Consider the following 18,189-nt stretch of genomic DNA (forward strand, 5'->3'; position numbering starts at 1 on the left):
GGAAAGTTCTGGAGAGGAAAAATGGGGGATCGGATGCGATTTGAAAATCTGTTTTATCTTTGTTTTTTTGGCGGATTTGTTATTTTCATGGCATTTTCGGTACCTAAGTGGATTGTCGTCATATACACTATTTTAGGCATTGTTGGAATTTGCTATTTTGATAGAAAACACAAGCAACGTTAGAAAAATGGCGCTTATTTAGGTTGCGTTTTAGGAATGGGTCTAGGCAAATTGCCTGGACTTTTTATTTTGGAAATAAGTCTTCAGAATGATTAGCTATACAGGGCTAACGCTTGACGCCTGGGCGTTCGCAACCTATTATGCAACCATGACGGGCGCAACTAGCCCGGGCAAAGTGCGTGATGTTCGACTTTGTTCGCTAGGAAGCCCGAGGTGTATCGAGTATGATAAATTAAATCAAAGGGGATGAGAGCATGGAGAATGTGTTTAGTCAGCAATTGGTAAAATTGCGGCGTCAGCAGAATTTATCACAAGAGCAACTCGCTCACGAGCTATTTGTGTCTCGGCAGTCGATCTCAAAGTGGGAGCAGGGTGAAACGTCACCGGATTTGGATACGGTTGTGAAGCTCGCCAATCTCTTACAAGTGGATCTGAATGAGCTAATCGGGGGTCAAGTCGTAGAGGCCAAGGCACAGCCTTACAAGGCAGTCAAAACTTTGCCAGAGGGACAACGACCGATGAATGGTTGGGAATTTCTTTCGAAAAATTGGTGGATGGTTTTTCCGCTACTGGCTACGCTCAGCTGGGTTGTTGGAATGTTTCAACATTAGCTGTCAGCTAGATTAATATGGATGAATTGAAAAGCGGTCGCCCCATCTCAATTGTGGGGCGACCGCTTTTAGCTATTTTCAGGTAAAACAAAAACCCTCGCTGCGACGTAACGGCGAGGGTTAGAACTTATTTCATTTATGAAGGTTAGACGAGATTATTACTTAACGTTTGCGACCCGTGCGTAACCAACGGCGTGCCACCAAGGTGCGTGAACGGCTTCAGTAACGACCCCACGGTTTTGGGAATCGATCATCCGGCCACCACCAACGTACATACCAACGTGGGAGATAGAGTGCTTAGAACCACCGAAGAAGACCAAGTCACCCTTCTTAATGTTCTTGTAGCTAACGTGCTTGTACTTGTTGTATTGTGCTTGGGCGGTACGAGGGATCTTCTTGGAAGCACCCTTCTTGTAAACGTAACCGGTAAAGCCAGAGCAATCAAAACGGGAAGGACCAGTAGAACCCCAACCGTAAGGCTTACCTAATTGGGCCTTTGCGACCTTATGTAACTTGCTGTAAGAAACGGTGCTAGCAGCGGATGCACTAACAGGTTGGTTAACGGCGATGCCGGCAACCGTGAAAGCCACCATAGCGATTAATGATAATACAATTTTAGTCAACGTCTTCTTCATAAATGTAAACAAACTCCTTTAATTTCAATTAATTTTTAGTATTAAATGTTCTTTCGTTCGATTCAACATGCTTAATACTATCAGGGAGTTGTTACAGAAATGTCTCAAACGAATATCAATCGGATTAAAGGTGAGATTAAGGTTTGCAACATTCCGAATTATTCAGGGGAGTAGGCATGTGGATAATGCCGGTAGGCCGCCATTTCTGGCGTTAATGTTATTTGTTGCAAACGCCCAGATTTTCGTGAAATAAAATTGTAAGTTGCGGTGGAAATATCGATGATTGCCCGGTAATGGGTGTAATTATGGTTCAATTTGTCACGTCGAACCGGGTCATAAGGCAGGCTAACTTCGGCTAACCAGTGGAAAATCTGATGCAAACTAGCGGCCGTTGTGGTCATTGGCAGGGTACCCCAGCGCCGCAGTGCCATGTGAATAAAGCGCGTTGTGGGAATGGTTCCAGTGGGGAGTGGTGCGCCACTCTGAAGATATTCACGTGCGGCCGTGACCGTTTGGCCGGTGAACTCTGTGCCTGGGACTTTCAGAAAATCATTTAAATTCTGCAAATGTGTGGCTAGAATAGGCGTGTTTGTGAGAACCCCGACCGGATTCAGTTGGGCCTTCAGGGGACCGCCGGTGGGTTCAATCACCAATGTTTGGCCGCTACGATCACTGAGAATCCAGTGGAAGGGGTAGACGTAGGGGTCGTTCCCCCAGCGGCGTGCCACCAATGTGACCTGAGGAAGGTCGGCCACGACTTCGGCTAACGTTGCGTGTTCGCCTAACACCCAGTTGATGAAATCCTGTGGCGTGAGGTTAATGCGCCCGGCAACGGGATCACTGGCGTAGTTGACGACGCCAGGCAGGTAGAGCTCGGCACAGGTGATACCGCCCTCGTTGATGCCGTCTGCCATGAGATAGGTCGAGAAGTCTGCGGCTGGTCGACCACCGCCGAGAAAGGCATAGCGGGTCGTTCGTGGCGTATGAAGCGCGGTTTGCCAGTGATAGTTGCGGGGCAAGAAGACTGGTCGCCAGGGCGTGGTCGTGGGAAAGTCCATGGTGCGGGCGAAAAAGTGATGTTCAGCGGCTGATGTATAGGTTAGACTGGTACACACGAGAGAGTCCTCCTCGGATATAAAAGAATTAATTTTAGTATAGCTTAGGCCTGAGGAGAGTCAAACCCGGGCGTGATGAAAATGCCTATAACACCCTACGAGCGGATGACAGTGTTTTCGGGCGGTGATGCCATAATTTTCAAGAAGTAGCGCTTGTATTCCCACCGTGAATCTCGTAAGCTAATAGAGAACAGAAATACCCGTAAGAGGTTTGTTTCTTGGAAGGGAATTGGGAACTATGAAATCAGCATGGAACTTAGTGGGGATGGGCCTATGGTTGGTCGTCCTCGTGACACTCGTGTGGATGGTCCACGACATGCGGGTTCGGCGCATTCGGTTGATCGTGAAAGAACACCGCAGCTTCTCGTGGCAGAACTTGACGCTCTCAACGATTGAGTTGGTGGTGTGGCTACTGTTCTTTGGTGGCATGAGTTACACGACCTTCTTCCAAAACGTGAATCAGCTGGGGAGTAATCGGGTCAGTCAAACGACCCGCTACGAGCCATTGGTCATCAACACGGGCGCGTCGTCCGGTTCGGCCTACTACGTTGAAGTCGACAACAGTGACGGTAAGAAGCCGGTACAACGCTATACGTACTTGACCGAAGGCGAGAAGTATCAGGTCAGCAGCACCGATGCCACCGTTTCGGATGGCAAGAAGCCGATTAACTTGCCGGCTTCTGCTTACAAATGGGATGAAAAGAAGGTCGCCAAGTATGACCAGCGCCATCAAAAGGCGTGGGTCGGCGTCATCGAAACGACTTATAAGAAGTCATTCGTTAACGGACTTGGCCTACACGCGGGTCGGCTGGCGAACCGCTTCACGTTGATTCGGATTCCGGATCATTCCTTTATGTTGAAGGATTCGGGTTACACCAATTAGTTGAACAATTTATGAGAGGGCCTGAGCGAGTGCTTGGGGCCTTTTTTTTGATAGTTCTTTTAGTCTGCGCTGCCTTCATGAATGGACTGTAATTAAAAAATTGGAACCGACTCGCTCAGCAAGTCAGTTCCAATTTTTTAGTTATGCATGTTCTGCGATTTGAAAATCGTTAGGATCAGCCGTTGCTGGTGGATAATCATCCATCTGCGTGTCGCGGTAGTCCCACCACTCGTTTTCGTAGCCAAAGAATCCGGCTGACTGCATAGCTTCGTCGAGAATTTGGTAATTTTTTTCCTGAAGTGGTGTTCGAGTGAAGTCCCGGTGAGCGGCAACTGAGAAGTCGTCGAATTCCGTCTGCATTTCAAATTCCCTGCCAGTGGCATCACACAATGTGACATCGAAGGTAACGCCCTTTTGATGGGAAAAGTTCGGGTTGGGTTTGGCAACGAATGACGGATCGGGGTAGACTTCATAGAGCCGCTCTTGCGCGGTGACGGGGCGGTAGGCATCCCAGACTTTCAGCCGATAGCCCTGTGCCCGCAGAAGTTCGCTTGCTTTGGCTAACTTCTTGGCGGTTCCTGTACGGGCGATGGCGGTGGCGAAATCGTAAATGACTTGGTGGGTAAAGTTATCCGTGGTGGCGTAGCGCAGGTCGACAATAATGCTGGGATCCAGCGCTTGGACGTTGGTGAAGCCAGTTTCTAGTTGTGACATGTGGGGCACCTCCCAATATAGTTAGTGCTAGTATACCGGGTTTGCCGGGAGAAAGCTTGTGAAGTGGCTTGAATGGATGGGGATGGTTTGGGGAGTGAACTGGTGTGATGTGCTTTCTGGGGGAATGGATTTTGGTTGGGAGATTGCTGGGTGGTTTTTTAGGGGAGTCGTTTGTTAGGTTAGTGTTCGTTCTGCAGGGGATGCTTTTATTTTTGTGGCGTTGGACGGGGCTAGGTCTTTGAGTTAATTCGTACTAGGTAAGGGACTGGTCTTTGGGACTTCTAGTTGGTTTGGTGCATGCTCTCTAATTTTATACAGCCGAAACGTGCTCCACAAGGCAGGTCCCTGCGCTTAACCCCATTAAGCCTAAAAGCCAGGCCCGGGCTTTTTGACTTAATGACGTTAATGCTCAGGACCTAAGCGCCTTGTTCCGCACTCTTTACAAAAAAAACGACCAGAGCCTCAGGAGGGGGTCTGGTCGCAGTCAAGAAACACGAAAGTCACTCTAGCTTTCGTAACTTTTAGTTTACGCTTTAATGGGAAATTGCTTGTGGCGAATGACACGGTTGGTTCAGTCAGCGACCTTAGTTTAGCGGGCGTGCTCGAGATGGTCTTGCGCGTAGATGCCAATGTCGGCCACGTGGACGGTGCCGCTGTGTTGCTTGCCGGTGATCGTCAGGAGACCAATCTTGTTGTAGGCCATGGTGGTCGTGCTGTCGGCGACGACCGCGACACCCATGACTTCACCAGTGTCCGCGTTGATGCCGGATGGGACGTCGATGGCAACCGTCTTTGCGTCGGCCGCGTTAATCGCGTTGATGGCATCGGCAAATTTACCGGTGATGTCACGCGACAGACCAACGCCGAAGATGGCGTCGACAATCAGCGTGGCGTTGACCACGTGATTGAGGTCGGTCGTGAACGGAATGTGATAGTAGTTGGCAATCTTAAGTTGTTGTGTCGTCTGCGGAGTGGCCTTGGCCGGATCGCCCAGGAGGTAAACCTCAACGTCGATACCGCGAATGTGCAGCAACCGGGCGACGGCAATCCCATCGCCACCGTTGTTGCCGGTCGCAGCCACAACCACGACGCGGCTCAAATCAAAATCATCATTTAACAGGTTATTAAACGTTGCCAAGGCGGCGCGCTCCATGAGAACTAATGCGGGAATACCAATCTCGTTGATGGTATGCGCGTCATAACGTTGGGCTTCGGCAATGGTAATGGCTTTACTCATCATGAATCCCTCCTTAGATGGGGAAAAACAAGGTTAATTATGAATGTTCCGTTTGCTGATCCTGCAGGACGCTACTGGAAAGTAATTGCAGTTGGGCGGTGATGCTGGCGTAGTCGAAGTCGGCATCGGTCGGCGTGGCTTGTTGCCACCAATCGTGGAGGACCTCAATGGCTTGTTTTACCAAACGTTTACCGTCGGTGGTTAACTTTAAGCGACGGTTACGGCGATCACGCGGGTCCGTTTCCTTTTGCAATAGGGACAGCTTAACCAGGTGCTGCACCATCCGGGCCATAAGACCTTCGTCCACAGCCATCGTCCAGGCGGCTTTCCGTTGGTTCAGGTGGCTGGTCTCAGAGACCAGCACTAACAAATAAAATTCAGTGATATTTACCGGCATTTCATCGGCTTCAAGAATCTGATTCATTGCCCGCTGAAATTGCCGGTGGAGAATGGCCAGGTTCGTAGTAAAGTCTAGTATCGAGTCTTCCATGAGCCACCTCCTAGGTAGTCAGAATGTTTGCATACCCCTAGTTTACACCAGATTTGAATAGAGGATAACATTCGCACTCGTTTCTTTGCGAGGAAGTGCTAGAATAGCAGTAAAACTAATTATGGGAGGCATTCCAATGTTTATTCAGATACCAACCGATATGGACGAGGTGCAACTGCGCCAATTACAATTAAAGCAGCACGGTGAAGACAAGACTGAGGATGAGATTATCAGTCAAGCCGTTTTGGATATCTTCCAAGGATTCTTGGATCAAGTGGAGGATGGTCACTACGATACTGCCAGTTGGCAGGGTGAAACGCTAATCGTGACGGATATCGACGGCGAGCAAACGGCCACGGTGACCGCGCAGGGGGCCAGTTTCAATGCCGATTTCCGGGAGAGTGCCGAGAAACTCGAGCTGTATTTGGAACAAGAGGCGGTCCGAGCATCGGGTGCGCGCTAAATTATTTGGTATTGTAACTAATTTTGAACTACACTAGGGATGTTAGGCGTCCTTAGTGTAATGGATAGCACGAGAGATTTCGGTCCTTTCGATCGGGGTTCGACTCCCCGGGGACGCATCTTGAAAAATAGTGTTGTGTGAGACGCCATGGTTACGTGGCGTCTTTTCTTTTTGCCAAAATACAGGCAGGCCCATTCAACTGGGACCTGCCTGTATTAAGTATAAATAACGATTTATTGAAATTCTCGTGTGTCACCCTCAACGGTAATTCGGTCACGACCGGCTTCCTTTGCGAGATAGAGGTAGTGGTCGACCCGTTTGAACCAATTGTCGAAGTCGGCATCGTCCGCTTGTAAGGCCGAGATACCGATGGAGACGGTCACAACTAGCTGCTTGCCATTTATTTTTACGGGATGCTGCTGTAGCGTGTCGCGAATCGATGTGACGATGTGCTGGGCGTCAGTGGGGGAAGTGTCTTTAAAGATGATAACGAATTCTTCGCCACCGTAGCGGAAAAGCTCGCCGTTATTCGTTTGGCGCGTCAGCTCTGCGTTGAAGTGTTGAGCCACGTGTTTGAGCACGGCATCACCAGTCAGGTGGCCATACTCGTCGTTGAAGTGTTTAAAATGGTCGATATCAAACATCGCCATGGTAATCGGTGTCGTGGGGTGCTGACGGTAAACGCCAAAGACCCCAACCGTGGTCGAATCAAAGTTGGCCCGGTTGCGGACACCGGTCAGTTCGTCGTAGTTAGCTTCCTGATCCAACCGCTCGAAGTGGCTGATCACGCGGTTGACCCGCGTGACGAAGAAGCGAATGATCCACATGTAAATGATAAAGACCACGAGGACGTTGACTGTGTAGAAGAGCAGAAACGGCCGCACGGACCAGATGACCATACACCATGCAAGGCCGTATAGGAGTTGCAAGAGTAGAAAGCGCCACTCGGAATCCAACGCCAGTGCTTGATGGTGGCTGATATAGAGGATGACGCCAAACAAGGTAGCCGCTGCGATGGCAAAGACCCACCAGTGTTGCAGGCTGGCACCCAGATAGAGTGCCTGACCGTAGAAGAATAGCGGCATGGCCAAGTTGACCAAGGTCACCGCAAAATTATGCATGGCGTAGAGACTGTATAACAGAATCATTAATTGCGCAATGGCATAGCCCCAACTCAGGACATTACCACCATTCAGGACCCAGAAGGTTTGTCGGAGAATCACGACACTAGCGATGACAATGACGCCTTCCACTAGTTCCAAAATTACAGTGGTCGACCGTGACCGCTGGGCCGCCCGTTGTGAGAGGAGATAGGTCATTGCCATCATAATCGCAATGAGGCCAACGGTAATTAAAGCCATGATGATTGATTTTATATTAAAGATATCTTGAAAAAAGTTTTCAAAGAGGTACATGGATTCACCTACTCATCTTACTGTTCTAAGTATATAGATAAGCATACCATAAATGGGGGTAACGGTTTCATTGATTAATAAATAAATTCATAAAACGCTGTGCATAGGGTTAATGAAGCGATGTCAATGAAATGGTATAGAGCTGAAATTAAATTTTAGATTCTTATTTTTTAAACGTTTATGGACATAATGTGTCCAAATGAGGTGCTATGCTATCAATATAGCTTAACCGATAAAGCGTACTTAAAGGAGGCGTCGATTGTGAATCCAGTCTACGTGAAGACTTCGGATAGTATTCAGTTAGTGCTGACTATGTTGACCTTGTCAAAGCAACTTTCGGGGGAATTACCGACTGCTACAGAATTTGAACAGAGCCTTATCCGGTTACATTTGGATCGGACGCCGGAACTTATGGTGGCCGTCACCCGAAATTTTCCGGAAATTGGTATTGAAGCGTAATTGCTTAAGACAGAACATAGGAGGAAGTAATGATGAAAAAATTATTAGTTGTGATTAGCACTATATTGGCAGTGGGGAGCCTAGCTGCCTGCACTAGCCAGTCAAAGAGCCCATCGCACGTCACTAACGGGAGTAGCCACACGGTAAATAATTTGGGCCGACGAAATCAAAAAGTCGTGATTAAGAATGCCACTTATGAATTGGACATTGCGAATTGGGGAATCCTGAAACCCGGACAGAATCCGCGTCAGGACGGTGATTCTTCACGGAATTATACGGGAAAGCAGCCAGTATTCATCTTGGACGTCGATTTTTGGCCAAAGAAGGCGTCGACCCAAGACAAGTGGGGGGAAAAGTATCAGAAATATGTTTCAGTCTCACAGCAGGGTCAACAGCTGAGTATTGCATCGTTCACTAAGGAAGATAACCAGAGTGGTTTTGATTATACGGACAATGAATCCGTTCAGGTTGCCGTGCCCTATATCATTAAGAGCGAGACGGCTCCAGTTAAGTTGACGGTTAAAAATCCGGCGGGTAAAGTCATCAAGACCATGGTTTATACCAAGCAAGTTTATCGTTCAAATTGGTAACAAATTTTAGTCATCATATGTCTTAATAGGGTGCTATACTCACTTTATAAAGTGGAGTCGCTCAGGGACAGTAAGGAGTGGATCACGTGACAAAGCAGGGAATGCAAGCGTTGAATCGGTATATGCAAGCTAATAATTTGGGCGCAAATTTACTCGTTTATGAGTATAGTTCAGCTGATGAGATTGTCGTGGGTCAGGCTGAAACGTTGTTGTCCGCAACGGCCCGCCGGCTGACGGAGTCGCTGGGACGTTACCAGCTCTACGATGAACACGGTATCTGTTTTGTTGATGGAGGAGATTTGGATAAGCTCAAGTCCGCATTGCGGCGAATGTTAGCGACAAACCATTTAGCACCAGTCACGTATGAAGTACCTAATCTAATGGTCATTAGCCAAATGATTCAGGCCGCCAATCGCCAGGGCGTGACCATAACTGGTCGCCGCCGAGTTTGTCGAGATACTTGGCAGGTTCCCGATGATCGGCGCTTGATGGCGGTGCTTCGGGAACCCTTGGCGACACGGAGTGCCCAATTGATTCCTATTCAAAGGAAAGACGGTTCACAACTACTGGTTAATTTACAGCGCGAAGAAGTGCTGGTGCGTGATCAAACAATTGTGGGGCGAATAGGGCTTGACGATGTGTACTACGACTTACAAGGGCCGGATGGGTTTCAATTGGTGGCAGTGCCCGCTGAACAACTCGGTATTGTCTTACTCTGTACTTTATACGGAATGCAGTCCCGGACGATTCGTCAGTTGTTCTTGTGGCCCGATTTATCACAGGAAGTGTTAGCGGCGGCCGACTTGATTTATGAACGGTGTGAGACCTCACTGCCCCGAGAGATGAAGTCGCTTCCCGATCTTGATACGCTGGCGGATGACCCAATCCAACCAGGGGATGGCCTCAGTTATTGCTATCGGTTCTTTGATGGTCGTCGCAACGGTCAGACGTTGGGTGTGCCATTTGCAGCAAGTGATATTGTTGATGTTTTAAAGCGAACGGCGCGTGGCGGGCTGACACCACGTCTTCGTCGGCAACAACGGTTGTCTGACTGGCTAGTGACAAGCGCTAATCAAATGGGTTGGCATCTCTATCGTCGACAACGCCGTCAAGTCAACGTTTGTGACATTGAGAACTTCAAAATTGAAAATGATGAAATTATAGATCTGAGTGCAGTGTCACGTGGGCCGGAGCGTGTCTACGTGACGCAAACCGTTTTTGAAATTCGCGATGAAAGTGGAAAGGTAGTGGCGCAAGATCTGCCATTCAATGATCTAGTCACGACCTTGCTGACGGCGGCAGTGAAGAATGATGCAAACTTCTTTGACCAATTCAAGTAAATTAATACGGGAAATGGAGGATCAGGAAATGACAGCGATGGCGCGTAACATGGATTTTATGATACGGATGTTGAAGGGAGAAAAGTTAACGACTCAGGAGATGACGGCGGAAACTGGACGTTCTTCCCAAACAGTGAAACGCGATATGAGAGCTATTGGGTCAATGGTTGAGGAGCTTCCGGACTGTGAATTTCATCAAGAAATCGTTGGTATAGAAAACAAGCGCTTCTGGATTACAATAAATACGATGAGCTTTGAGGAAGTACTGGCATTGCTGAAAATCTTGATTGGCACGCGGTCACTAAATCAAGCTGAGATGACACAAGTGAAGGATCACTTGCTGAATTTGTTGTCGGAAAAGAAACAAAATCTTGCTAAGAAACTGATTACCACGACGGTCACGGCTTATACGCCAGTTAATGCAGGACAAGACTTGTTGCCCCGGCTTGCTGAATTCGCTGGTTATATTCAAAACAGGACGCCCATCAAGTTTACCTACAGCAGTAGTACTCAGGGGACAAATAAAGACGCGGGTTTACCAATGGGGTTAACGTTTGCCGATTTTTATTACTACGTGGTGATGTATAGCGAGAAAAATGATACAACCCATTTCTACCGATTGGATCGCTTCGGGGATGACGTGGTTCCAGATGTGGATCAAAATAGTAATGTTCCACGTGCTAAGAAGCTAGATGAAGGTGAATCGCTGAATAAAACTTATTTGTTAAGTGGTGGCACCGTGGTTAATTACGAGTTCAAGTACTGGAATTTTCCTCAAACGGCGTTGGATCGATTACCCAAGTCGACATGCACGCCAAATAAGGACGGTAGTGTCACAATTAAGGGAGAAGCCTTTTCACAAGGATTGGTCCTGTGGATACTGAGCCAAGGCTCCAATATTCAAGTGATTAGGCCAAAATCTCTGGTTGATGAGGTTCAGGAAGAGATTAAGAAGATGGCGGCGCTGTATTGATAGAAACGGATAAGTTTAGGAGGTGGTTATTGCTGATTTCAAGAAAGTGGTCGGCAAGAATAAATGATTATAAAAGTTTCAAGTTGTCCGTTACTTATTTTTCAATATAGAAGGAGCTGCGCTTATGCCAACTAATGGTGAAGTATTAAATGGATTGGAAGGGGTTGAAACAGGCTTTTTCATTCCAGGTAGTAAAGATAAGTCAGGAAATCCAATTGAGGTAAAGTTAAAGTATATGAGCTCAATTATTGCATTTAAAAAGCTGCCGACTAATGATGCAATTAAAGTGGCAGTTGCTCATAATGAAAAAGTGGATGGCGTAACGCCAACTAATATTGAGAAGTCTATTGATATCGACTTAAGCGTAGATGACACAATTTTTACCGATAAGAGCCAGAGAGACCAACCATTTAATTCAGACTACATGTTCGTTGGGTTAAATATTGCAGCTCGTAAAAAGGAACCTGACGCTGATGGTGCTTGGGGCCAGTTCCATGACATGGAGTTTAAAACGCCTACATATAAATTTGCTTTTATGACGAATGACAAACGCTTCCGGGGATGTTATATCACTGATATTTTGAAGAATACCGTGGATAGCAGTTCGGCAAATATTAGCGATGATTACTTTGTGGATATGGAGGAGAAACAGCCTGGAATGTTCCTTGACGAGAGCGATGAAAATGTTAAGAAACTTGCAGTCAAAGGTTATCCTAAATACGTAAAGCGGTATCGATCGGAATTGGTAAAGAATGCAGACAGCGTTGAAACGGTTGTTGAGGATGGTAAAGTCATTAGCAGATATACCCGAGATCTCCGAAATGTTGGCGCTGATACTTTTATCGAGAGTTCCGAGGACTATGAAGCCGTAGTCAGAGAGAATCAACAAAAGTATCGTAGAAGTGCCGAATTATTTATCCAAGAGTACCAGATTATCCAACCGAAACATCTGATTGTGTTAGGTAAAAAAGCACAACAGGTTGTTCAAAACATGCGAGCCGATGGGCTTTTTGAAAATAATCCGGAAGTTGCCAGATTGGCGGATACCTTGATTGAAGCACAACATTACAGCAGACAAGGCAAAAAAACTTCCACGTTAGATTATATGAATTATCTGCAAACGTTACTGAAGAAAACGGATGTCGATGCAGTGAACGAATAGATTAGTTGCTGATAAGTACGATAATTTTATAGGAGCCAGATGATGCGTGTTGGTTATGCATCATCTGGCTCTTTCATAATGGATATTATCTTAGGCTTACAAAACCGCCATAGGATTGGCTATGGCGGTTAGCAAGGGTTCTACTTGTTTTCGTTTTTTATCTATTATCAATAAACATCCTTATAGATTATTGAATATCAAGAATTTCCCAATCAACATCGTCAACGCCTTGCTCTTTTTGAAGTTTATCGACTTCTTCAAATAAATCAGACATATCTTCAATATTCAAAATTTTGTAGTCACTTGTAGTTCCGTTATCAGTAATATGAGTCGTCGTAATCTTAACTTTCATCGTAATAAACTCCTCCAGTATAGTCTCAATTTTTTTGAGTTCATTTGTTATCTGTTTGACTCCTAGCTTAGTTTTGAAAAGGATTACCGATCAATCAAGTAAAGTATAGCATTAGAGATGGACACATTATGTCTATAGAAAGAGCCGATGCATGATTAAGTAGTAAATTTGCCAATCAGATCAGCTGCTCATTCATGTACAACCATGCTGAGCTTACCACGTTTGCAGACTGCCTTTGTTCGCAGCATAAGAGAATCAGGCCTCTAATTTAGCACGCAAAGCATCGGTCAATGTTGCCGAAAAATTGATTTGAGCGGCAACCCCTAGATCATTGAGATATTTTGGAATCGTCAAAGTTTTTTTGATACTCCGGTTTTCTTCCCGTTCGCGGGCAATTCGTGTGTCGACTTCGATGGGGACAATCAATTGTTGTGCTGTGTGGGAAATGCTAATTGGGTCTGACGGTTGGGGTAGGTGTTCCTGAGTATCCTCAGCGGTGAGCAAATAGCCGGTTAATGCGTCACTAGCCATGTGCAGGGCGTCTGAAATATTCTCGCCGAAGGTTGCGGCATTGGGTGCCAAATCGGGAAAGGTAACTTCCACCTGCCCGTTTGAATTTTGAGAAAAGAGTGCAGCATATAGGTATTTCATGTGTGGGACCTCCAATTGTGTGGTTAACTCGTTCGGTTATTGTAGCTTACTTTAGTCCAGCCTGTTTCAAAATGCTGTTGAGGGTGCCTTTAGGAATATCTTTTCGAGGATGAGGAACGGTCACAATGCCAGGCTTGACCGGATGCTTGAAGTGACGATGGTCACCGGTAACTCTGGCAAGGTACCAGCCGTCTTTTTGAAGTATTTTGATGATTTCACGGGAATCGATAGGGATTTCCTCTTAGAATAGGTTGAGTATAGCACGTGTTAAGTAACGATAACTGGGCTTCTCATCTTTTTTTAATTTACCCATTGATTTTTAATAATCGACTAGCTATAATAAGCAACAATACTTATAAAACGTTGAAGAAAGTAGTAGCGAATCCGTTGGTGCCTAGGGAGTCATGTGAAGTGGAAAGTGACCACCGCGCGTTCGTGAAGGTTAATTCTGAGTTCGGCAGTTGCTAAGGCTGTCGTGGTCGCCACCATTACCTGGCTAGCGGATGTTTGTCCGCGATGAGTGTGGTGGGTGACTGCCGCAAAAAGGTGGTACCGTTCTACTTGTAGAGCCCTTTTCCCGTATGGGAGAGGGCTCTTTTTCACGTTTACGGGTAAAAAATTAAGTTCAGGAGGAATTGAAGATGGCAGAAATTAACGCAACACCACAGAAAAATTTGGGGCAATTATTAGTCGTCAGTTCGTTGATCTTCGGGATGTTCTTTGGTTCCGGTAACCTGATCTTTCCCGTGCACTTGGGCCAGATGGCCGGATCGAATTGGTTTTTGGCAGCACTGGGCTTTGCGATTTCCGGCTCGCTGTTCCCGTTACTGGCGATTCTTGCCGTTGTGGTGACCAAGAGCGATGGTCTGCTCGACTTCGCGCGACCGCTGGGACGCCACTTCGCCGCCATTTTCCTCGTACTGGTTCACTTGACGATTGGCCCGTTCTTCGCCACGCCACGGACGGCCGCCACGGCTTATCAAATGGCGGTGGAACCCTTTATTCCCAAGCATTTTTCGACACTGGGGATGCTGCTCTTTACCGGTTTATTCTTTGCGGTGACTTACTTGGCCGCGACCCATCAGAACAGTTTATTGAAGATTGTGGGTAAGTATCTGAACGCTGGTTTTCTGACGCTGTTAGCCATCGTCTTCCTAGTGGCCTTTATCAAACCAATGGGTAACCTCAGTCAGACGCCGACCGCCGCCTACCAGGCAAATGCTACAATTGGTGGGTTGCTGGAGGGCTACAATACGCTGGATGCCGTAGCCTTATTGGCGCTGAGCGTAACGTTGATTCACGCCATTCGTGGTTTGGGTTACCGGGGTCGTGCCTTGACCAAGCTGACGGCCAAGGCCGGTCTGATCAGCATTTCACTGGAAGTATTGATCTACTTCGGGTTAGTCATGTTAGGTGCCTTGAGCATGAATCGGTTCAAGTTATCTGCAAATGGGGGCATCGCGCTGTCTCAGATCGTGGGGCACTACTTCAGTAGCGTGGGCACGCTGTTGTTGGGTGCACTGGTCACGTTGGGTGTGTTGACCACCGCCATCGGTTTAGTTTGTTCGTTTGCCCAAGATTTTCATAAATTGTTCCCCAAGGTCAGTTACCGCGCTTGGTTACGGACAACGACCATTCTGTCCTTCCTGGTGGCTAATGCGGGTCTCAATACCATCATCTCCTGGTCACTCCCCGTTCTGATGCTGATGTATCCGTTGGCCTTGGCACTGATTCTGTTGTCGCTGACTATTTCGCAACGGCCGTACGCTGGTACCGTCTACAAGGTCACGATTGCCTTTACCATTCTGCCAGCGGTTCTCGATATGTTGGCCAATACACCGGCTACCATCTCTGGCTTGGCACCGATTCAGCGCCTATTGACGCTGTATCACACAGCAATTCCGTTTGCGAGCCTCGGCCTGGGGTGGCTGGTACCAACACTGATTGGCTTTACCATCGGCATCATCTGGGGGCGTCTACGCTGGGTCGGCCAACGCGGGACGGTGCCGGAGAGTGATCGTTAGGAGAAGAGTGGGGCAAAAGGCGGTTAGCAGTTTTAAGCGGAACCGACTACCTTTGGTGCACGTTTCTACCATATAACATTAGAGAGCAACAGAGCCTAGGATAAATTCCCGGGCTCTGTTTTTAGTGACCAAATCTATTGGGCGACGGCCTTGAGAAAGTCGGATTCGCCGATAATGGTGATGACGGGAAAGACGCGGTTGAGCTCCTCAGCCTTACGAATATTGGGCGACTTACCGTCGTTACCAACGACCTGTGGATTGGTGTGACCGACCACCAGAAAGTTAGTGGTCGCCGTCAGTGTGTGCTGTGGGGTGCCACCGACCGCGGTAATTTTTTGAAACGCGGTAGCGCGGGTCATGAGTTGGAGATTACCGGTGAGCACCACGTTTCGTTGATAGAAGAGTGCGGCGGGCGTGAACCTTTCGAAGGTTGCCGTTTTCACGTCATGCGAGATGTCCATCAGATCGAGGACGCTGGTCCGTTGAAACTTCTTCTGTTCCAGTTGTGAGGATACTCCCAGTTGGTGAAAGCCAGCCGCGTTCAGGAGACTGTTGAGCGTGGGAACTTCGAGCTGAGCGACCAACGCGGCGACGATGTGGCCACACGTTTGTGCGTCGCTGAGAGCGTGGTGTTCGTGGGGGTTATGAATGCCGAAGTAGGCGGCCATGTCGGTGAGCCGATGATGTGGGTAGTCGATGAGTTGTTGGCAGACGACGTAGCTGTCGAAGTATTTGAAAGCCAGCTGTGGTTGCCCGTGTTTTGCCAACGTTTGACGTAAGGCTGAGATGTCAAAGTTGGTGTGGGAAACGATCAACTGGTGGTCGAGCCAGCGATGGAGGAGCGGCAAGAGGTCGCTGAAGGTTGGGGCAGTGGCGACTGTGGTGGCGTCAATCCCATGAATGGTAGTGTTGCGGGCGGCGAACGGTTCGTGTGGGTTGATGTGGCTGTAGAAACTGTTAGTCAGTTGGCCATTTTTGAATTGGGCGATCCCGATGGCACAAATTGAGGCGCGCGAGGCGTTCGCCGTTTCGACATCGATTGCAACGTAGTCTTCCATAGTTATGAGGCTCCTTTGATTGGCCAGTAAATGTAACCCACAGTTAGCAGATTCGGACTGGACATTTTCTCCATCATACGGTATAAAGTTAAGAAATACTAGACAATTCACGGTGACCTTATTGGGTAATATGGTTGCCCGATTAGGGAGTGTGGGACGGTAGTGGATTAAGAAGTGTTGGTGGGGCGTGATGGTCGACAGGAGGTCTTAAAAGCGAGCCTGATGTAGCGCGCGTTACGATTTGGCAGGTGGCGAGATTAGTTTTAATGCCTTTTGTTCAATGGCTAAACGGGTTATGATTGACCTAAAAGGGTGGTGATTCTCGTGGAGCAGGAGTCGTTATTTGACAATCAACAGAATAGGCCGTTAGCCAGTCGAGTACGTCCGCGGTCGCTTGCGGATTTCGTGGGTCAGGCGCACTTACTGGGGCCCGGCAAGATTCTTCGCGAGCTGATTGAAAATGATGAAGTTTCGTCGATGATTTTCTGGGGACCACCGGGTGTCGGCAAGACCACGTTGGCGGAGATTATCGCGCGGCAGACGCAGGCTAAGTTTCTACGCTTTAGTGCCGTCGATAGCAGTATCAGCCAGATTAAGAAAATCATGAAGCAGGCGGCAAGCGACATGGCAATCGGCGAGAAGACCATCGTGTTTGTCGATGAAATCCACCGTTTCAACAAAGCCCAACAGGACGCTTTTCTCCCGTATGTGGAACGTGGGAGTATTGTGTTGATCGGGGCGACGACTGAAAATCCGTCGTTTGAGATCAACTCGGCACTTTTGTCTCGCTGCAAGGTGTTCGTGCTCAAGGCGTTGGAAACTAAGGACGTTGAACAGCTCCTAACCAATGCGCTGGCGAGTCCGGATGGGTTTAAGGGCAACGTCAAAATTGGTGACGATGAGTTGCGGGCGATTGCCGAATTTGCCAATGGGGACGCGCGAAGTGCCTTGAACACGCTGGAGATGGCGGTGCTCAACGGCAACAAGCAAGGCGACCAGGTGACCGTCAACCTGGCGGATCTGAAGCAGCTAATTTCGCAGAAGTTTGTGCTTTACGACAAGACCGGCGAAGAGCACTACAACATTATTTCCGCGCTGCATAAATCTATGCGTAACAGTGATCCGGACGCCGCCATTTACTGGCTGTCGCGGATGCTGGAAGGTGGCGAAGACCCGCTTTACATTGCACGGCGATTGGTGCGGTTTGCCAGCGAAGACATTGGTCTGGCCGATACGAATGCCCTGAACGTGGCGGTCAACGTCTTTCAAGCGTGTCAATTTCTGGGGATGCCGGAGTGTGACGTGCATCTGACGGAAGCCGTGACCTATCTGGCGTTGGCGCCGAAGTCTAACGCCATTTACAAGGCCCGGCTAGCGGCTAAACGGGACGTCAAGGAGACGCGCGATGAACCGGTTCCGTTGCAGATTCGTAATGCCCCGACCAAACTGATGAAGGACTTAGATTACGGGAAGGATTACCAGTACGCCCATGATACCAAGGATAAGTTGACCACGATGCAGACGCTGCCGGACTCGCTGGTGGGTCATGAATATTACCAGCCTACGGATCAGGGTCGGGAAGACTTGTTCAAGAAGCGCTTGGACTATGTGAAGGAGTGGCGGCGTGAGCATGCGGATGATGGGAAAAAGTAAGGTAGTTAAATAAGGCTTGATGAGATATTAAATAAACAGGGATCATTTAATACTGATTATTGAAAAATAGAGGATATTTGAATAATCAGAGGATATTTTGTTCTGTTTATTGAAAAATGAACGATATTTAAATAAACAGTACTTATAAACGCGCTGTTTATTCGAAAATCGCTCTTTTTTTGAT

Annotated in this window: 20 protein-coding genes and 1 tRNA gene; 11 read left to right on the forward strand and 10 right to left on the reverse strand. The window is 47.9% G+C overall.

The window, feature by feature from the left end; translation table 11 throughout:
* The first annotated feature begins 434 nt into the window (after positions 1–434).
* Complete coding sequence (locus tag EKM73_RS03425) at positions 435–791, forward strand: helix-turn-helix domain-containing protein (protein ID WP_125700589.1); 357 nt, start codon at positions 435–437, stop codon at positions 789–791.
* A 158-nt stretch (positions 792–949) separates the two neighbouring features.
* On the opposite strand, the gene EKM73_RS03430 is transcribed toward EKM73_RS03425, so the two are convergent.
* Complete coding sequence (locus EKM73_RS03430) at positions 950–1,426, reverse strand: C40 family peptidase (RefSeq protein ID WP_125700590.1); 477 nt, start codon at positions 1,424–1,426, stop codon at positions 950–952.
* A gap of 158 nt (positions 1,427–1,584) precedes the next feature.
* Complete coding sequence (locus EKM73_RS03435; protein ID WP_125700591.1) at positions 1,585–2,541, reverse strand: linear amide C-N hydrolase; 957 nt, start codon at positions 2,539–2,541, stop codon at positions 1,585–1,587.
* 238 nt (positions 2,542–2,779) lie between these two features.
* On the opposite strand from EKM73_RS03435, the gene EKM73_RS03440 reads away from it, so the two are divergent.
* On the forward strand, positions 2,780–3,424 hold the full coding sequence (locus tag EKM73_RS03440; RefSeq protein ID WP_125700592.1) for an LVIS_2131 family protein: 645 nt from the start codon (positions 2,780–2,782) through the stop codon (positions 3,422–3,424).
* A gap of 141 nt (positions 3,425–3,565) precedes the next feature.
* Here the strand turns inward: EKM73_RS03440 and EKM73_RS03445 are convergent, their stop codons facing one another.
* The 3 genes from EKM73_RS03445 to EKM73_RS03455 form a co-directional block, all read right to left on the reverse strand.
* The gene (locus EKM73_RS03445) at positions 3,566–4,138 is read right to left on the reverse strand and encodes a M15 family metallopeptidase (protein WP_125700593.1); all 573 of its coding nucleotides are present in this window, start codon (positions 4,136–4,138) and stop codon (positions 3,566–3,568) included.
* Between the two features lie 589 nt (positions 4,139–4,727).
* The gene (locus EKM73_RS03450; RefSeq protein ID WP_191988611.1) at positions 4,728–5,378 is read right to left on the reverse strand and encodes an NAD(P)H-hydrate epimerase; all 651 of its coding nucleotides are present in this window, start codon (positions 5,376–5,378) and stop codon (positions 4,728–4,730) included.
* Between the two features lie 34 nt (positions 5,379–5,412).
* Positions 5,413–5,865, reverse strand: a complete 453-nt coding sequence (locus EKM73_RS03455) for a MarR family winged helix-turn-helix transcriptional regulator (RefSeq protein WP_020089135.1) — start codon at positions 5,863–5,865, stop codon at positions 5,413–5,415.
* A 136-nt stretch (positions 5,866–6,001) separates the two neighbouring features.
* Here EKM73_RS03455 and EKM73_RS03460 point away from each other — a divergent pair, with 136 nt between their 5' ends.
* Positions 6,002–6,328: a hypothetical protein gene (locus EKM73_RS03460; protein WP_125700595.1), complete on the forward strand. Its 327-nt coding sequence runs from the start codon at positions 6,002–6,004 to the stop codon at positions 6,326–6,328.
* A gap of 46 nt (positions 6,329–6,374) precedes the next feature.
* A tRNA-Arg gene (locus EKM73_RS03465) sits at positions 6,375–6,446 on the forward strand.
* A 115-nt stretch (positions 6,447–6,561) separates the two neighbouring features.
* On the opposite strand, the gene EKM73_RS03470 is transcribed toward EKM73_RS03465, so the two are convergent.
* Positions 6,562–7,689: a GGDEF domain-containing protein gene (locus EKM73_RS03470; RefSeq protein ID WP_225421262.1), complete on the reverse strand. Its 1,128-nt coding sequence runs from the start codon at positions 7,687–7,689 to the stop codon at positions 6,562–6,564.
* A 315-nt stretch (positions 7,690–8,004) separates the two neighbouring features.
* On the opposite strand from EKM73_RS03470, the gene EKM73_RS03475 reads away from it, so the two are divergent.
* The 5 genes from EKM73_RS03475 (at position 8,005) to EKM73_RS03495 (ending at position 12,267) form a co-directional block, all read left to right on the forward strand.
* Entirely contained in the window at positions 8,005–8,202 is a 198-nt protein-coding gene (locus tag EKM73_RS03475) for a hypothetical protein (RefSeq protein ID WP_125700597.1), read from the forward strand.
* 32 nt (positions 8,203–8,234) lie between these two features.
* On the forward strand, positions 8,235–8,792 hold the full coding sequence (locus EKM73_RS03480; protein ID WP_125700598.1) for a hypothetical protein: 558 nt from the start codon (positions 8,235–8,237) through the stop codon (positions 8,790–8,792).
* A gap of 86 nt (positions 8,793–8,878) precedes the next feature.
* Positions 8,879–10,132, forward strand: coding sequence for a hypothetical protein (locus EKM73_RS03485; protein ID WP_125700599.1), 1,254 nt, complete (start codon positions 8,879–8,881; stop codon positions 10,130–10,132).
* A gap of 28 nt (positions 10,133–10,160) precedes the next feature.
* Complete coding sequence (locus EKM73_RS03490; protein WP_164508844.1) at positions 10,161–11,105, forward strand: helix-turn-helix transcriptional regulator; 945 nt, start codon at positions 10,161–10,163, stop codon at positions 11,103–11,105.
* A 124-nt stretch (positions 11,106–11,229) separates the two neighbouring features.
* A complete protein-coding gene (locus EKM73_RS03495; protein ID WP_125700601.1) occupies positions 11,230–12,267 on the forward strand; it encodes a hypothetical protein in 1,038 nt (345 codons plus the stop codon).
* A 187-nt stretch (positions 12,268–12,454) separates the two neighbouring features.
* Here EKM73_RS03495 and EKM73_RS12740 read toward each other — a convergent pair whose 3' ends face one another.
* The 3 genes from EKM73_RS12740 to EKM73_RS03505 form a co-directional block, all read right to left on the reverse strand.
* Complete coding sequence (locus EKM73_RS12740) at positions 12,455–12,619, reverse strand: hypothetical protein (protein WP_164508845.1); 165 nt, start codon at positions 12,617–12,619, stop codon at positions 12,455–12,457.
* A gap of 255 nt (positions 12,620–12,874) precedes the next feature.
* On the reverse strand, positions 12,875–13,270 hold the full coding sequence (locus EKM73_RS03500) for a type II toxin-antitoxin system HicB family antitoxin (protein WP_125700602.1): 396 nt from the start codon (positions 13,268–13,270) through the stop codon (positions 12,875–12,877).
* 46 nt (positions 13,271–13,316) lie between these two features.
* Positions 13,317–13,505 (reverse strand): type II toxin-antitoxin system HicA family toxin, encoded by a 189-nt coding sequence (locus EKM73_RS03505; protein ID WP_318531130.1) that lies wholly within the window; start codon positions 13,503–13,505, stop codon positions 13,317–13,319.
* 415 nt (positions 13,506–13,920) lie between these two features.
* Between EKM73_RS03505 and brnQ the strand changes: the two genes are divergently transcribed.
* A complete protein-coding gene (gene brnQ / locus EKM73_RS03510; protein WP_382387192.1) occupies positions 13,921–15,294 on the forward strand; it encodes a branched-chain amino acid transport system II carrier protein in 1,374 nt (457 codons plus the stop codon).
* A gap of 134 nt (positions 15,295–15,428) precedes the next feature.
* Here brnQ and EKM73_RS03515 read toward each other — a convergent pair whose 3' ends face one another.
* Entirely contained in the window at positions 15,429–16,352 is a 924-nt protein-coding gene (locus EKM73_RS03515) for an exonuclease domain-containing protein (protein WP_125700604.1), read from the reverse strand.
* A gap of 324 nt (positions 16,353–16,676) precedes the next feature.
* On the opposite strand from EKM73_RS03515, the gene EKM73_RS03520 reads away from it, so the two are divergent.
* Positions 16,677–18,005, forward strand: coding sequence for a replication-associated recombination protein A (locus EKM73_RS03520; RefSeq protein ID WP_125700605.1), 1,329 nt, complete (start codon positions 16,677–16,679; stop codon positions 18,003–18,005).
* Positions 18,006–18,189: the final 184 nt, after the last annotated feature.

Source organism: Levilactobacillus fuyuanensis, assembly GCF_003946395.1.
GTDB classification, from domain to species: Bacteria; Bacillota; Bacilli; order Lactobacillales; family Lactobacillaceae; genus Levilactobacillus; species Levilactobacillus fuyuanensis.

Bases quoted from the DNA above. Each gene is read 5' to 3' on its own strand.
- EKM73_RS03425 (WP_125700589.1), top strand. From the start codon at position 435: ATGGAGAATGTGTTTAGTCAGCAATTGGTAAAATTGCGGCGTCAGCAG.
- EKM73_RS03430 (WP_125700590.1), bottom strand. From the start codon at position 1,426: ATGAAGAAGACGTTGACTAAAATTGTATTATCATTAATCGCTATGGTG.
- EKM73_RS03440 (WP_125700592.1), top strand. From the start codon at position 2,780: ATGAAATCAGCATGGAACTTAGTGGGGATGGGCCTATGGTTGGTCGTC.
- EKM73_RS03445 (WP_125700593.1), bottom strand. From the start codon at position 4,138: ATGTCACAACTAGAAACTGGCTTCACCAACGTCCAAGCGCTGGATCCC.
- EKM73_RS03450 (WP_191988611.1), bottom strand. From the start codon at position 5,378: ATGATGAGTAAAGCCATTACCATTGCCGAAGCCCAACGTTATGACGCG.
- EKM73_RS03455 (WP_020089135.1), bottom strand. From the start codon at position 5,865: ATGGAAGACTCGATACTAGACTTTACTACGAACCTGGCCATTCTCCAC.
- EKM73_RS03460 (WP_125700595.1), top strand. From the start codon at position 6,002: ATGTTTATTCAGATACCAACCGATATGGACGAGGTGCAACTGCGCCAA.
- EKM73_RS03470 (WP_225421262.1), bottom strand. From the start codon at position 7,689: ATGGCTTTAATTACCGTTGGCCTCATTGCGATTATGATGGCAATGACC.
- EKM73_RS03480 (WP_125700598.1), top strand. From the start codon at position 8,235: ATGAAAAAATTATTAGTTGTGATTAGCACTATATTGGCAGTGGGGAGC.
- EKM73_RS03490 (WP_164508844.1), top strand. From the start codon at position 10,161: ATGACAGCGATGGCGCGTAACATGGATTTTATGATACGGATGTTGAAG.
- EKM73_RS03495 (WP_125700601.1), top strand. From the start codon at position 11,230: ATGCCAACTAATGGTGAAGTATTAAATGGATTGGAAGGGGTTGAAACA.
- EKM73_RS12740 (WP_164508845.1), bottom strand. From the start codon at position 12,619: ATGAAAGTTAAGATTACGACGACTCATATTACTGATAACGGAACTACA.
- EKM73_RS03500 (WP_125700602.1), bottom strand. From the start codon at position 13,270: ATGAAATACCTATATGCTGCACTCTTTTCTCAAAATTCAAACGGGCAG.
- EKM73_RS03515 (WP_125700604.1), bottom strand. From the start codon at position 16,352: ATGGAAGACTACGTTGCAATCGATGTCGAAACGGCGAACGCCTCGCGC.